The following is a 14545-nucleotide window of genomic DNA, read 5'->3' on the forward strand; positions in this document are numbered from 1 at the left end:
TGTTTAAACTGAACCGCAAATTTAAATGATTACATGCAATTGTTAACGACTGTTAGTTTTTTAATTGGCGGAGATTTTGTGTGTGGGTCAACCCGATGAAAAAAGCGGGGAATAAAAAAGCCGTAAACAGGTAGTTGGTAACCACTTGTTTACGGCTGTATAACCGGTCGTTTTATTTTTTACAGTTCGGCCACTGCGGTAACGCTGATCTCAACGTTTACGCCACGTGGAAGTCCTTTTACAGCAACTGTTTCGCGGGCAGGGTAATCGCCGTTGAAGAAAGAGCCGTACACTTCGTTCACCTGGGAGAACAGGCTCATATCGCTGAGGAAAATAGTTGTTTTGATGATATGTCCGAATGTGATGTGTGCTTCATTCAAAACAGCCTGGATATTTTTCATAACCTGCGTTGTTTCTGCTTTGATATCGGAGGTTTGCAGCTCACCGGTATGGGGGTCCATAGCCACCTGCCCGCTGATGAATACCAATCCGCCTGCTTTTACTGCCTGGCTGTACGGGCCGATAGGAGAAGGCGCGTTTTCTGTCTGAATGATTTGTTTTGCCATAAGAGTTATTTTAAATCAGCGGCAAATTGATGCATTTCTATCAACAAGCCAACCTAAATTTGCCCTTTAATACCCACATGTCATGCACATTGTTGTGAATGCAGATCAGGCGCAGCAGCAAATATTGCTTGCAAAAGGTTTTACCGGCAACCATTCTGTTACCTGGTACCAGGATGGTATGGAAATACCTGAAGCTGATGTTTATTTTGATCTCGCTTATACAGACCATCGTTTTACCGGCATCCGCAACCGCCCGGTGTTTGTGAATGCAGTTACAGCAACCTGTGCCTCTTTTCCCGATAACCATATCCGCTTCAATGGCTGGAACAGCTTTCTCGAAAGAAATACACTGGAACTCGCTGCAGCAGCGGATCAGCGCCAGGCGGCGGAAGGAGTACTGGCCGCAATGGGCTGGTCTTACCGCTGGGTAGCCGATGAACCGGGAATGATCTCTGCAAGGATTGTTGCCATGATCATCAATGAAGCCTACTTCGCTATCGGCGATGAGATCAGCAGCCGTGCAGATATCGACACTGCCATGAAACTGGGCACCAACTATCCTTATGGTCCTTTTGAATGGGCCGGAAAGATCGGGATTGAACATGTGTACGGCTTACTGAAACAATTATCCGCCTCAGACGCACGATACCTTCCCGCCCCGGTACTGGAGCAGGAAGCAAAGCAACTAATTTCAGCACCACAACAATAAAAATACTTATGGCCCTGCTCTTACATATCGATACAGCAACTTCTTATGCCGGCGTTTGCATCAGCAGGGACCAGGATGTGATTGCAATCCGCGAAAGTGCAGAGCAAAAGAACCATGCGGCCTTTCTGCAACCTGCCATTGAACAGATGCTGCAGGAAACGGGTATTGTAATGCAGGATCTGGACGCTGTTTCCGTGGCTGCAGGACCAGGCAGTTATACAGGCTTACGTGTAGGACTCGCATCCGCCAAAGGCATCTGTTATGCTGCAGGAAAACCACTGATCCCGGTAAATACACTGCAGATCATTGCTGCCGCAGCCATGCACTCACCCGAGGCAGCCGGGAGAGAGGAGCAGTTACTGTATTGCCCCATGATCGATGCCAGGCGTATGGAAGTGTTTGCAGCCGTTTACAACCATTTGCTTGAAGAAGTTGTTCCGCCCGCGGCTTTTATACTCAATAACGAATCTTTCAGCAGTCTGCTGGCTGAAAAACAGGTTCTTTTCAGCGGCGACGGTCATTTCAAGTTCAAAGAGATCTCAGGCAGTTCAAATGCCATTTTCACGGATATTACCCATTCCGTGCGCAACCTTGCCCTGATAGCGGGTAATAGGTTCGGATTACAGCAATTTGCAGATCTCGCCTACAGTGAGCCCTTCTATATCAAGGAGTTCTTCGATCCGGCGGCACGATAGAAGCCGGGGGGTATTGTATTCACAAAATTTATACTATTACAATTAAACATTATCCGTACCTTCACAGGTGCAATTTTAGTTTTTTAACCCCCCCTAACAACTTTTATTGTCATGAGTCAATCTTTACAGGCCGTGGTATTAGCCAACGGCAAAACCCAGATTAAAGTTGATTTCCTGCACGCTAAGAAAGCTGCTTTAATTCTACGTTCCATCAATCACAAACTCCGGCAGCAGATCATCAAACTGCTGGATGAACACCAGAAAATGACGGTTACCGAGATCTATGTAAAACTCCGTTTGGAGCAGTCGGTGGCGTCGCAACACCTGGCCATTCTCAGAAGGGCAGGTATTGTTTCCACTACCCGTGACGGGAAGTTTATCTTCTATTCAGTGAATTACACCAGGCTGGCAGAAGTAGTTGGCTTTGTAGAGTCGTTGGTAGGATAAGATGTGCCGGTATGGCAGCCTTAAGCTAAGTTTGGGTGTTAAGTTTCAGTTTGGCCTGTTGCTTGCATTATCTTTGCGTACCCAAAACTCAGATGAGTATGTTCATAAAACAATTATATACCGGCTGCCTGAGCGAGGCAGCTTATTATATTGAAAGTGATGGTGAGGCCGCGGTTATCGATCCGCTGCGGGATATCGAAGCATACCTGCAGCTGGCGAATGAACGCAAGGCAGTTATCAAATATATATTTGAAACTCATTTTCACGCTGATTTCGTGAGCGGCCACTTAGATCTGGCTGCCTCTACCGGCGCAACTATCGTTTATGGTCCGGGCACCGTTACCGGTTTCCCTGTGCATGTGGCAGCGGATAATGAAAGCTTTACAATAGGCAAGCTTTCCGTTACCGTACTGCATACACCGGGTCATACCCTTGAAAGCAGCTGTTACCTGCTGAAAGATGAAGCTGGTAAAGACCATGCCGTGTTTACCGGCGACACCCTGTTCGTTGGCGACGTAGGCCGCCCCGATCTTGCCCAGAAAGGCAATGAAATAACAATGGATGATCTTGCAGGCATGCTGTACAACAGCCTGCAATCCAAAATAGTTCCTCTGGCAGACGATGTGATCGTTTACCCTGCTCATGGCGCCGGCAGCAGCTGCGGTAAAAACCTCGGCCCTGAAACCCATAGCACCATCGGCGATCAGAAAGCCTCCAATTATGCATTGCAGGCCCAGTCGCGGGAAGATTTTGTAAAGGCCGTTACAGACGGACTCAATGAACCGCCACAGTATTTCCCGATCAACGCGCGCATTAACCGCGAAGGATATGAAAGCCTGGATTCTGTTCTCGAAAAAGGATTACAGGCCCTCGCTCCGGCTGATTTCAAAGCGAAAAGCCAGGAAGAAGATGTGATCCTGCTGGATACCCGCCAGGCGGATGTGTTTACACAAGGCTTCGTTCCCGGTTCCATTTTTATCGGGCTCGAAGGCCGCTTCGCTGAATGGGCCGGCAGCCTGTTGCCGTTCGACAAACAGCTCCTGCTGGTCACCGAACCCGGTAAGGAAAAAGAAAGTATTGTTCGTCTTGCACGCGTTGGCTTCGATAAATTTGCCGGTCATTTAGCCGGCGGGTACGATGCATGGGTTGCTGCGGGCGAAAGAACGGATATGGTGATCGATGTGGAAGCCGATGAGCTGGCGATGGACCTGCCGTTCGATCAGAACCTCGTGATCGTTGATGTGAGAAAACCAACCGAATATGCCAATGGCCATATCCGCGAAGCACTCAACATCCCGCTCGATGATCTTACAGATCCGGGAAGCATGGCCAATTTCGACGATAACCACAATCTTTATATCCATTGTGCCGGCGGTTACCGTAGTGTGATCGCTGCTTCCATGATCAAAAGACAGGGTATTCATAATCTCCGCAATGTGCTCGGTGGCTGGAACAGTATTAAAACACTGACAGATAAATTCAAGATCGAGAAAGATGCAGAAGTATTGAACTGATCAAGCTGTTCAACATAACATAAATAAAAACGGAGACCGAGGTCTCCGTTTTTATTTATGTTTAATCAATTTTCAGATGTCCGAATTTCTCCTGGTCGTACTCAAACTTCCAGCGGCGGTGGCTCCATAAATAATTGTCGGGACGTTTTCTTACAGATGCTTCCACTTTCTTAACCAGCAAATGGGTCAGCTTCCCGTCTTCATAACTTTTCGGATCCGTTGTTACCAGTTCCAGTTCTGCGCGATAATAACCGCGTTTCACTTTATAAAAGTCCGCATAGAGAATCGCTGCATTATTCTTCTTGGCACCCGTTTCAGGACCTCGCACAAATGGTGCCGGCTTGCTGAAAAAATCTACCCAGTAAGCTTTCTCTGGCCCGCCCGGATTCTGGTCCGCAACAAGGATCAGCGCATAATTACCAGTGATGTGTTTGTGAAAATTATTTTTGAATTCGGTTGCCGGCACAAGCAGCGTACCGAAACGGGCTCGCATTTTATAGATGATCCTGTCCATCACCTTACTTGATAATGGCATATACACCACAACGAAGGGATATGCAGAGTTCATTCCTACGGCCAGGTTTGCCATTTCCCAGTTGAAAAAATGTCCTGTTACCACTTCCACATTCTGTCCTGTTGCATAGAGATCGTTCAGCACTTCAATATTGGTCGTAAATCTTTTCTGCATTTCCTTTTTGCTGATGGAAATGAGCTTGATCATTTCAAGGAATGTATCCATCAGATTACGGTAGAACCTTTTAGCGATCTGTTCCCTTTCGGCATCCGTTTTTTCGGGGAATGCGATACGCAGATTTCCGAATACCACTTTCTTGCGGTAACCGGCAATATGATAAACAATCACATAAACAAGATCGCTGAGCAGGTAAATAACCCACCAGGGCAATAATGAAAGCAGGTAAAGAAAACCGTAAACGATATAATACATGTGATCCTGTTTAAAGAATGATATTTTGCAGCAGCGGACTTTTCTCTGTATGATCCGTATTGTAATGCAACCCACGGCTTTCCTTGCGGAACTGCGCTCCTTTTACAATGAGATAACCTACAGAGATGAGGTTACGCAGTTCGCATAACTGCGGCGATACTTTTGCCGAACGATATAACTCTTCCGTTTCTGTAAAAAGCAGATCGAGTCTTTTCATGGCCCGCTCCAGGCGCACATCCGTTCTTACAATCCCTACATAATCGCTCATGATCTGCTGCAGCTCTTTCTGACTCTGCGTGATCAGGATCATTTCGCGCGGCTCCATCGTGCTGAGCGCTATCCAGTCCGGGATATTTTTTTCAAAACTGATCTTTGCTATTTTACCAATCGCATCCAGGTAACAGCGGTGGCCGAATACCATCGCTTCCAGCAGGCTGTTGCTCGCGAGCCGGTTGGCGCCGTGCAATCCCGTGCTCGCACATTCGCCGCAGGCATATAAATGCTGTATCGATGTACGTCCCCATTCATCGGTTTTGATTCCGCCGCAGCTGTAGTGCGCAGCCGGCGCAACCGGTATCATCTGCTGCATTACATCGATACCGATAGAAAGACATTTGTTGTAGATATTGGGAAAATGATGGATGAACTTTTCCTTGTCCATATGCCTGCAGTCCAGGTAAACATATTCTGTACCTGTACGCTTCATTTCATTATCGATGGCCCTTGCCACAATATCCCGCGGAGCCAGATCTTTACGCGGATCGTATCGTTCCATGAAAGCCTCGCCATCCTTGTTGCGCAATATACCACCATCGCCACGCACAGCTTCCGTGATCAGAAACGAAGGTGATACACCCGGCTCGAACAATGCGGTTGGATGGAACTGGATAAATTCCATATTCTCGATACGGCCTTTGGCGCGATACACCATCGCTACGCCATCACCGGTAGCTATACGCGGGTTGGTTGTAGTACGATAAGCCTGGCCACAGCCTCCCGTTGCCAGCAGTGTGATCTTTGCCAGTACTTTTTCTATCTGGTTGGTCTGCCGGTTCAGCACATATACGCCATAACAGGTAATATCAGTGGTTGATTTGGTTACGAGATAACCCATATGGTGCTGGGTGATGATATCCACTACAAAGCAATGGTTCACCAGCCTGATATTGGGGATCGTTTTGAGTTCTTCCAGCAGTGCCCTTTCAATCTCTTTACCTGTAACATCTTTATGATGAAGGATCCTGTTCTCGCTATGGCCGCCTTCTTTTCCAAGGCTGTATTCACCCTGTTCATTCTTATCGAACTGTGCTCCGTACCCGATGATCTCGCGGATGCGTTCCGGTCCTTCCTTTACTACGATCTCCACGATCTCCCTGTTGCAGAGACCATCACCTGCAATCAGCGTATCTTCAATATGTTTGTCATAGCTGTCTTTCTCTTCATCCCATACACCGGCAACTCCGCCCTGTGCATATTTGGTATTCGTTTCGTCGGCCTGCGTTTTGGTGATGACCATTACGCTCATATCCGGATGCTGTTTCGCTGTTTTCAGCGCATACGTCAATCCTGCTATCCCCGATCCGATTACTAAAAAATCTGTCTCCATGCTATTGACTCTTTTTGAAATTTTATTCTAAGGTTATGATGGCAGCGGTTCTACCCATGCATCATTCTCTTTCAGCAGGCTGATCAGTTCATCCACCGCTATCTCACTGTTCACATTCCGCTTCACTACTTCTTTTCCTTTATACAGGGTGATCTTGCCAACACCACTGCCTACGTAGCCGAAGTCTGCATCAGCCATTTCTCCCGGTCCGTTCACGATGCAACCCATGATCGCAATTTTCACACCTTTGAGATGATTGGTCACTGCACGGATCTTGGCGGTCGTTTCCTGCAGGTCGAATAAAGTGCGGCCGCAACTGGGACAGGAAATATATTCCGTTTTGGAGATCCTCGTCCTGGTAGCCTGCAATATGCTGAATGCCGTTGCATTGATGAACTGTTCAACGGAATTGTTGTTGCCATAATTACGCCCGCTGGTTTCTTTTGAACCTGCATCCTGCAACTGGTAAGCATCGGCACTCATACCAAAGCAGACCCCATCGCCAAAACCGTCCAGCAGCAGCGCTCCGGCTTCTGTGGCATAATGGATCAGGTGTTCATCTGCGGCTATGCCGTTGCTGTCTGTGACGAGGATAACCGGGTTTTGTATTTTTCTTTCCAGCAGTTCCATGAACATGCGCCTTACAGAAGGCATCGCGTTGCGGTTGGTGCTGCTCAGGCAAAGCACGGCCAGGGGGTCGTTTGCAAGTTCATCGAGCCAGGTGAAATCATTGATCGTGGTTTCGTCGCTGAAACAGTCGATCATCACAAAATTGAGTATCGCATTCGCCGTTTTTTCAGCTTTTGCCTGTAAATATCCTGCCGCATCATAAATGGGAAAACATTTCTGATGATCTGCCGCCTGTGCTGCGGTTGCAGGATAGCTGATCACTTTCAGCGTTCCGGGTAACGCAAAGGCCGGCAGCTGATGCCCGGTAAAAATATAATCCGCGGCGGTATCACTGATATTCCATTTATCGAGTGCTTCATCGTACCTGTACCCGACACCTGCGAGTTTATCATAAGTAATCTCGCTGACCTTGCTCAGGTCTGCAATCACAACCGGCACCTGTTTGCCTCCCATATTGCTTACCTCAAAAGTCTGTCGGCGCTGGTAGTTGAAGGGATCGTAAGGAACTTTATTTACAGGAGGCACGTGCTGCGGTGCGGCAGCTGCGTTAGTGTATCTTTTTACAAGATCGCGGCAAACGGGAATTTCAAATTCGGGGTCTTCGGTCAGACTCACGCGGATCGTATCGCCGATGCCATCTTCCAGCAAGGTGCCGATACCTGCAGCGCTTTTCACACGCCCGTCTTCGCCATCGCCGGCTTCCGTTACACCGAGATGCAGCGGATAGCATTCGCCGAATTCCGCATCCATGGTCTGGATCAGTAAACGGTAGGCCTGCACCATCACCTGCGGGTTACTGGATTTCATGCTGAGCACAATATTGTGATAGCTTTCGCCTCGCGCGATCCTTAAAAATTCCATTGCACTTTCCACCATACCCATCGGCGTATCGCCGTAACGGCTCATGATGCGGTCGCTGAGTGAGCCATGGTTGGTACCGATCCGCATGGCTGTTCCGTATTCTTTACAGATCTTAACGAGCGGGGTAAACCGCTCCCGGATACGATCTATCTCTTCGAGGTATTCCGGATCGGTATATTCGAGCAGCTCAAACTTTTTCTTGTCTACATAATTGCCCGGATTCACCCTTACTTTTTCTATGATCCTTGCTGCAATTTCCGCGGCATTCGGGGTGAAATGAATATCGGCGATGAGTGGTGTACGATACCCTCTTTTCAATAGTTCATTTTTGATCGCGAGCAGGTTCTCGGCTTCTTTTTTACTGGGTGCGGTAATGCGTACCAGTTCAGCGCCGGCTTCTATGCAACGGATGCTCTGTTCCACAGTTGCCATGGTATCCATGGTGTCTGTGGTGGTCATCGTTTGCAGGCGGATCGGGTGGCCATTGCCCAGCAGCAGATCTCCTACCTTTACCTCTTTTGTCTTTAACCTTTTATACTGTGTTAATGAATTACAATACAATTGCATAGCGCGTGAATGTAGCTGCAAAATTAACGGTTCAGCCCCAGATGAGGGCAAAAGAAAACCGGAACAATGCCGCCCCGGTTCAAAGATTTAACAGTGCTGGTATTATCTTTTGCCTTCGAAGAATCCCTGTTGTTTGAGAATTCCTTTCAGGATATTCATCCTGACGGTACTGGTATTGAGATTATGTGGTCCTTCTAAATTCAGTGCAAAGAAGTAAGGATGCCTGTTTTCCTCGATCCAGCCTACTACCCAGCCGATCGCATTACCGTTTTCCGCATAACCGGCACCGGTTTTATAGCTGAGCTTGTAATTGGCATTATCCTCCTGCAACATCACTTTTTTCACGATGTCCTGTGTGCGTTTCTGGAATGGAAGCTGACTGAAATACAACCTTTTAACCAGTCCCAATTGCTCATCAGCCGTTACCTTCAGGGAATTGTTCAGCCAGAACATATCGATGGGTCCGGAAATCAGGTGATTCCCGTATTTAAGGCTGTCGAGCCATAACTGCATGGTATCTTTCCCGATCCTTCTTGCCACTTCCTGGTAATAGGGTACTGCAGATACTTTAAACGCTTCGGCCATGGTAAGATCCTTGTTCCAGTTGAAAGCGGTATCGCCGTTAGGGAATGTCCGCACTTTTCCATCCCATTTGATCTCCATTTTTTCGCCTGAGATCCTTCCGGTCTCGATACCGATCAGTGAATTCACGATCTTGAACGTAGATGCAGGCAAATAGGATGAATCTTTAAACCGCTGCAGGTTATAGATCGTAAACTGTCCTGTTCCGTTATCCGAAATACCGAATGTGCCTCGAACGCCTGCTGAATCGAAATACTTACCCAGACTGTTGTCGATCGTAACATTATTCGGACTGCACGCAGTGAACACCAGCATAATGCAAATGAACATGCTGCCGGATATTTTACTTCTTGTATCAAACATATTTTTCATCTCTCTCCTTTAGTTTTTCAGCACGCCCAGTTCACGGCCGGTTTTGGTAAACGCTTCAATTGCTTTATCGAGGTGGTGTTGTTCATGCGCGGCACTGAGCTGAACACGGATACGCGCCAGACCTTTTGCCACTACCGGGTAGAAGAACCCGATCACATATACGCCTTCTTCCAGCAGTTTGGCCGCAAAATTCTGGGCTACCACTGCGTCATAGAGCATAATGGGAACGATCGGGTGATCGCCTGGTTTGATATCGAAACCTGCTTCTGTCATTTTCGTTCTGAAATAACGGGTATTGTATTCCAGTTTATCGCGCAACTCTGTTGTTTCTGTAAGCATATCGAGCACGGCAATGGATGCGCCTACAATGGATGGTGCAACTGTATTCGAGAAGAGATAAGGCCTGCTTCGCTGGCGCAGCATTTCGATGATCTCTTTTCTTCCTGAAGTGAATCCGCCGCTCGCACCACCAAGGGCTTTGCCTAATGTTCCCGTGATGATATCGATCCTGCCCATCACATTCCTGTATTCATGTGTACCACGGCCTGTTTTGCCCAGGAAGCCGGAAGAATGACATTCGTCGATCATTACGATGGCATCGTATTGATCTGCAAGATCACAGATCTTATCCAGCTGTGCAATGGTACCATCCATGCTGAAGGAACCATCGGTTACGATAATGCGGCTTCTGCAACCGGCGCTTTCTTTTAATTTGGCTTCCAGATCTTCCATGTTATTGTGCTCATAACGGAAGCGCTGCGCCTTGCATAATCTTACGCCATCAATGATGGATGCATGGTTCAGCGCGTCGCTGATGATGGCGTCTTCCTCATTGAAGAGCGGCTCAAACACACCACCGTTCGCATCAAAAGCTGCGGCATACAGAATGGTATCTTCCGTGCCGAGGAATGCAGCTATTTTCTGCTCCAGCTCCTTATGAATATCCTGTGTTCCACAGATAAAACGTACGCTGCTCATGCCATAACCATGTGTATCGATGGCTTTATGGGCCGCTTCGATCACTTTGGGATGTGATGAAAGTCCGAGGTAGTTGTTGGCGCAGAAATTCAGTACGGTCTTACCGTTCACTACTATTTCCGGTCCCTGTTCGCTGGTAATGATGCGTTCTTTTTTGAACAGACCTGCGGTTTCAATTTCGGTCAGTTCTGCCTTGATGCGGCTTACAAATTTTTCATTCATAATGGAAGCTTTAGCCGCGCGAAGTTAACACAAAGGGCTTAATAATGCAGGATTTGCAGTTTAACCTGTCAATGGGGCCGATGGCAGGAAGATTCCATTATTTGTATCCCTGCAAAACCCAAAGCCCTGATCATAAATGCCTTAAAAGCAGTTACACCACAAACCGGTATCCAACCCCTTTAATGGTAATGATCTCGATGGCAGGATCTTCCCTGAGATAACCGCGGATTTTGGTCACATATACATCGAGGTTCCTGCTGTTGAAAAAGGAGTCGTTACCCCAGATATGATTCAGCAGTTCGCGGCGGTCGATGACCATATTACGGTTCTGGTATAGGTATTTCAGCAGTTCACTTTCGCGGTAAGACAAACGGCGCTCTTCTTTGCCATTGCCCAGTACCTGTTTGTTCAGGTGGAACTGGTATTTTCCGATTGTGATTGCATCACCGGAAATAGGAGTTACTTCTTCTTTTTTTACCTTCAATGCATTCTCAATACGCACAATCAGTTCTTCCATGCTGAAGGGTTTCCGGATATAATCATTGGCGCCGAGCCTGAAGCCATGCACCACGTCATCTGTTTGTGTTTTGGCGGTAAGAAAAATGATCGGCACATCATCGTTCTGCTTGCGGATATCTTCTGCCAGTTCAAATCCGCTCCTGTTAGGGAGCATTACATCGAGTATGCAGATATCAGGTTGCTCATCTTCAAAACTGCGTACCACATCGGCACCGTCCGATTCCATGATCACTTCAAATCCTCTTGTTTCAAGCGTTTCCTTTACGATCTTTCCCAAAAACAATTCGTCTTCTACATAAAGCACTTTAATATTCATGGCTGCCTTTATTATCAGTTTGTGGTAGGTTCTGAATGATTGTTGGCCGGTAATTTCACAATGAACGCACTTCCCTTGCCCAGCACGCTTTCCACATGAATGGAGCCTTCGTGCTTCTTCACAATCTCGGCTACATAACTTAAACCTAACCCATATCCTTTGATGTTATGTTTATCGCCCATCGGTACCCTGAAAAACTTATCAAACACTTTTCCCTGGTACTGGTGTGCAATGCCGATGCCGTTATCACTTACCTTCAGTTCAAGCATTCCGTTCTCATCCACAGCCAGCGCCACAGCGATCACGGCTTTGGTCTGACTGTATTTCAACGCATTGTCCAGCAGGTTAAATATAACACTTGTTATGTGTAATTTATCGGCTACAATGGTAAATGGCCCGCCTTCAGTAGTGAATGATACTTCCGCTTTCTGTTTCTCGAACTGCAGCCTCATGGTAAGCATGGTCTCTTCAACCAGTTCCTTCAGATCGAAAGTTTCTTTTTTCAGTTCTACTTTTTTGTTTTCGAACATGGACAGTTTCAGCACTTTGTCAACCAGCAGGCTCAGCCGCTGAAGTTCCGAAGCAGAAATATCCAGGTATTCCCTGGTTCTTTCCGGGCTTTGTATCGCATTGAAGTTACGCAGTGCTTCTATCGCCACGGTTACAGTAGCGATAGGCGTTTTCAGCTCATGTGTGATATTGCTGATGAAATCGTTTTTGATCCCGGCGAGCTTTTGTTGTGCCAGCAGGTTGCGGTACATGATAATGAACGAACCAAGCACCAGTACAAGCAACAGCACAGACCCGCCGATCTGCAGCTTCATCTGCTGCAGCAGGTACATACGCACATCGCCGAAAGATGCCTGGTAAGAATAAGGCGTATTGTAACCTGCATATACCTTTGAAGTGATCACCTGCCTTGAGCTGTCGATAGCAAGTGTATCTTTTTTTCGTAATGAATCCTTTGCATATTGCCTGAATACGATCCGGTAGGAAGGGTACCTGGTCATGGTCTTCGACAACTCTGTCTTATAAGCTGAATCGATCGTTTTAACAGGAATGGAATCGTTTACTGTTTTGTTCTCGATCAGGAAACGGATCATAGGGGAAAGATCGCGTTTAACCATAGGCATATCAACCACCATTCCCTTCACATTAAATTCCGGCTGTGATTTTCCCGACCTGAAAGAATCCGTATTTTTTCCACGCACACCATAGCCGATCACGTTTACGACTTCCGTTCCCTGATCTGCCTTTACGGTGCCATGAATACTTGCGGCACCAGGTTTTTCATGAACGCTGATCGCCGTAATGCCACGTTTGACACTATCCCTTCCGTGACGACGTTTTAAACTATCCAGACGCAGATTCAGCCTTGTTCTGAACGCAAATGAAGCTGAATCCGTAAACTGATGCAGTTTCATACTATCGGAATCCTTCATTCGTACCGCAATGGTAGTTGTTGCTTCGCCCTCTCTATCCATCGCCACCACCCTGTTGCTCGCAGAATCATACCGCAGGAAGAAACGGCGGCGGACTGAATCGGCGGCAGTATTGATCCTGATCTTCTGTTTGGCCATGGTTTCCAGCAGCTCAACCGGCAGTTCGGGTCTTTGCGTTGCAGCATCTCCCGAATAAATGGTGATTGACTTTATCTTTTCAGGATCAATATTCCTCAATTGATCAGCAGCCTTCGGTGATAATGTTTGAAGCGGGAACTTATGGATATTTTTGACAGAATCGACCCGTTCAAAGGGCACACTGTTTGCCGTGATCATGGTAGGGCCACTATGCGCAGACAATGCAGTGTCCTTCTCGAAACGCTGGCGCTGCAGTTTGCTGATGGCACTTCTGAACGCAACATCCGAAGCGCTTGAAAAGGTTTTATATTCATCCTTATACAACTTCACAAGCCAGTAGCATTCAAATGCAGCCAGCAGGATAATGGTAGCAACCATCAATATGCGGGAAAGTTGTAGTTTATTCATAATTCGGTCTGTTCGTCTGCAAATGTAAAAAGCCTGCCCGCTTCGCTGTTCTTTTCATTAACCTAAATTAACCTTTATACAAGAATGCTTAACACAGGCCGGATTTAGCTTTGATCCTGTTCCGGCACCGTAAAAGGCCGGGGATATTTTATCATCAAAGGACTAAAACCACTTACATGAAAAAAGCATTTTTACTGCTTATCACTACAGCCTCTTTTTCCTGCATAAAGGCTCAGATCAAGGAAGGAACCATTGTGTATGAGCGTAAGATCAATCAGCACAGAGCCATTTCAGATGAGCAGATGAAAGCCATGCTTCCGGAATTCAGAACTTCCAGGCACCAGCTGATCTTCAGCGACAGCGTTTCTCTCTTTAAAATGCTGCCTGAAGATGAAGCGCCGGATCCATTTGCGGGTAGCGGCGGAACACGTGTGATCATGCGGATGTCGGGCAGCGATGGCGGCGATCTGTATAAGAATTTCAAAACAGCGCAGTCGGTTTCCAGCCAGGAAATGGGCGGCAAAGCATATCTCATCACCGACAGTATCAAACAGCAACCGTGGAAGATCGGTACCGAAACCAGGCAGATCCTCGGTTATACCTGTATCAAAGCGACCCGGAAATTGACCATGCAGACAGCAGGTGTAAGAAGAATGAGCTTTACCAGCGGCGGCGGTGCACCGCAGGTAGACACTACTGCCGCACAGGCCAAACCAAGGGAAATAGAGATCGTGGCCTGGTACGCTGAAAGCCTGGTAAGCCCGGCAGGACCTGACAGTTACGGATTATTACCCGGTGTAATACTTGAACTGAACATGGATAATGGCGCAACTGTTTACACCGCAACGGAAGTTAAAAAAACAGCAGATGCCAAAGACCTGAAAGAACCGAAAAAAGGTAAAGTGATCACCGCAGCTGAATTCAATAAACTGAGGCTGGAAATGATCAGCAACCAGTTGCCTGTGGGAGCTGGTACTTTCAGGATCGGTGGTTGATCCCTTTGTAGTATATCGGTTTAGCAAAAGCC

General features: G+C 47.3%; 13 protein-coding genes. 5 read left to right on the forward strand and 8 right to left on the reverse strand.

Features of this window, described 5'->3' with window-relative positions; genetic code table 11:
* Positions 1 to 179: 179 nt before the first annotated feature.
* Positions 180 to 566 (reverse strand): RidA family protein, encoded by a 387-nt coding sequence (locus B5D42_RS05820; RefSeq protein WP_078830534.1) that lies wholly within the window; start codon positions 564 to 566, stop codon positions 180 to 182.
* A gap of 82 nt (positions 567 to 648) precedes the next feature.
* Between B5D42_RS05820 and B5D42_RS05825 the strand changes: the two genes are divergently transcribed.
* The 4 genes from B5D42_RS05825 to B5D42_RS05840 all read left to right on the forward strand — a co-directional run bounded on the left by B5D42_RS05825 (position 649) and on the right by B5D42_RS05840 (position 3931).
* Positions 649 to 1275, forward strand: coding sequence for a 3-hydroxyacyl-CoA dehydrogenase family protein (locus tag B5D42_RS05825; RefSeq protein WP_078830535.1), 627 nt, complete (start codon positions 649 to 651; stop codon positions 1273 to 1275).
* A gap of 8 nt (positions 1276 to 1283) precedes the next feature.
* Positions 1284 to 1970, forward strand: coding sequence for a tRNA (adenosine(37)-N6)-threonylcarbamoyltransferase complex dimerization subunit type 1 TsaB (gene tsaB / locus B5D42_RS05830; protein WP_078830536.1), 687 nt, complete (start codon positions 1284 to 1286; stop codon positions 1968 to 1970).
* Between the two features lie 111 nt (positions 1971 to 2081).
* On the forward strand, positions 2082 to 2417 hold the full coding sequence (locus B5D42_RS05835) for an ArsR/SmtB family transcription factor (protein WP_078830537.1): 336 nt from the start codon (positions 2082 to 2084) through the stop codon (positions 2415 to 2417).
* Positions 2418 to 2515: 98 nt separating this feature from the next.
* Positions 2516 to 3931 (forward strand): MBL fold metallo-hydrolase, encoded by a 1416-nt coding sequence (locus tag B5D42_RS05840; protein ID WP_078830538.1) that lies wholly within the window; start codon positions 2516 to 2518, stop codon positions 3929 to 3931.
* 61 nt (positions 3932 to 3992) lie between these two features.
* On the opposite strand, the gene B5D42_RS05845 is transcribed toward B5D42_RS05840, so the two are convergent.
* The 7 genes from B5D42_RS05845 to B5D42_RS05875 all read right to left on the reverse strand — a co-directional run bounded on the left by B5D42_RS05845 (position 3993) and on the right by B5D42_RS05875 (position 13518).
* Positions 3993 to 4877 carry a lysophospholipid acyltransferase family protein gene (locus tag B5D42_RS05845; RefSeq protein WP_078830539.1) on the reverse strand — a complete coding sequence of 295 codons (885 nt, stop codon included), beginning with the start codon at positions 4875 to 4877 and terminating at the stop codon, positions 3993 to 3995.
* Positions 4878 to 4887: 10 nt separating this feature from the next.
* On the reverse strand, positions 4888 to 6483 hold the full coding sequence (gene nadB, locus B5D42_RS05850) for an L-aspartate oxidase (RefSeq protein ID WP_078830540.1): 1596 nt from the start codon (positions 6481 to 6483) through the stop codon (positions 4888 to 4890).
* 33 nt (positions 6484 to 6516) lie between these two features.
* Entirely contained in the window at positions 6517 to 8541 is a 2025-nt protein-coding gene (gene ispG / locus B5D42_RS05855) for a (E)-4-hydroxy-3-methylbut-2-enyl-diphosphate synthase (RefSeq protein WP_078830541.1), read from the reverse strand.
* A gap of 102 nt (positions 8542 to 8643) precedes the next feature.
* Positions 8644 to 9495: a penicillin-binding transpeptidase domain-containing protein gene (locus B5D42_RS05860; RefSeq protein ID WP_078830542.1), complete on the reverse strand. Its 852-nt coding sequence runs from the start codon at positions 9493 to 9495 to the stop codon at positions 8644 to 8646.
* A 9-nt stretch (positions 9496 to 9504) separates the two neighbouring features.
* Entirely contained in the window at positions 9505 to 10695 is a 1191-nt protein-coding gene (gene kbl / locus B5D42_RS05865; protein ID WP_078830543.1) for a glycine C-acetyltransferase, read from the reverse strand.
* A gap of 151 nt (positions 10696 to 10846) precedes the next feature.
* Positions 10847 to 11530 (reverse strand): response regulator transcription factor, encoded by a 684-nt coding sequence (locus B5D42_RS05870; RefSeq protein WP_078830544.1) that lies wholly within the window; start codon positions 11528 to 11530, stop codon positions 10847 to 10849.
* A 14-nt stretch (positions 11531 to 11544) separates the two neighbouring features.
* Positions 11545 to 13518 (reverse strand): sensor histidine kinase, encoded by a 1974-nt coding sequence (locus B5D42_RS05875; protein WP_078830545.1) that lies wholly within the window; start codon positions 13516 to 13518, stop codon positions 11545 to 11547.
* A 176-nt stretch (positions 13519 to 13694) separates the two neighbouring features.
* Between B5D42_RS05875 and B5D42_RS05880 the strand changes: the two genes are divergently transcribed.
* On the forward strand, positions 13695 to 14513 hold the full coding sequence (locus B5D42_RS05880; protein WP_139367012.1) for a GLPGLI family protein: 819 nt from the start codon (positions 13695 to 13697) through the stop codon (positions 14511 to 14513).
* Positions 14514 to 14545: the final 32 nt, after the last annotated feature.

Origin of the sequence: Sediminibacterium ginsengisoli (genome assembly GCF_900167075.1) — a bacterium.
Taxonomy (GTDB): Bacteria; Bacteroidota; Bacteroidia; order Chitinophagales; family Chitinophagaceae; genus Sediminibacterium; species Sediminibacterium ginsengisoli.

Coding starts and splice junctions, on each gene's coding strand:
- tsaB (WP_078830536.1), top strand. CDS start 1,284: ATGGCCCTGCTCTTACATATCGATACAGCAACTTCTTATGCCGGCGTT.
- B5D42_RS05880 (WP_139367012.1), top strand. CDS start 13,695: ATGAAAAAAGCATTTTTACTGCTTATCACTACAGCCTCTTTTTCCTGC.
- B5D42_RS05840 (WP_078830538.1), top strand. CDS start 2,516: ATGTTCATAAAACAATTATATACCGGCTGCCTGAGCGAGGCAGCTTAT.
- nadB (WP_078830540.1), bottom strand. CDS start 6,483: ATGGAGACAGATTTTTTAGTAATCGGATCGGGGATAGCAGGATTGACG.
- B5D42_RS05870 (WP_078830544.1), bottom strand. CDS start 11,530: ATGAATATTAAAGTGCTTTATGTAGAAGACGAATTGTTTTTGGGAAAG.
- B5D42_RS05825 (WP_078830535.1), top strand. CDS start 649: ATGCACATTGTTGTGAATGCAGATCAGGCGCAGCAGCAAATATTGCTT.
- B5D42_RS05835 (WP_078830537.1), top strand. CDS start 2,082: ATGAGTCAATCTTTACAGGCCGTGGTATTAGCCAACGGCAAAACCCAG.
- kbl (WP_078830543.1), bottom strand. CDS start 10,695: ATGAATGAAAAATTTGTAAGCCGCATCAAGGCAGAACTGACCGAAATT.
- B5D42_RS05845 (WP_078830539.1), bottom strand. CDS start 4,877: ATGTATTATATCGTTTACGGTTTTCTTTACCTGCTTTCATTATTGCCC.
- B5D42_RS05820 (WP_078830534.1), bottom strand. CDS start 566: ATGGCAAAACAAATCATTCAGACAGAAAACGCGCCTTCTCCTATCGGC.
- B5D42_RS05875 (WP_078830545.1), bottom strand. CDS start 13,518: ATGAATAAACTACAACTTTCCCGCATATTGATGGTTGCTACCATTATC.
- B5D42_RS05860 (WP_078830542.1), bottom strand. CDS start 9,495: ATGAAAAATATGTTTGATACAAGAAGTAAAATATCCGGCAGCATGTTC.
- ispG (WP_078830541.1), bottom strand. CDS start 8,541: ATGCAATTGTATTGTAATTCATTAACACAGTATAAAAGGTTAAAGACA.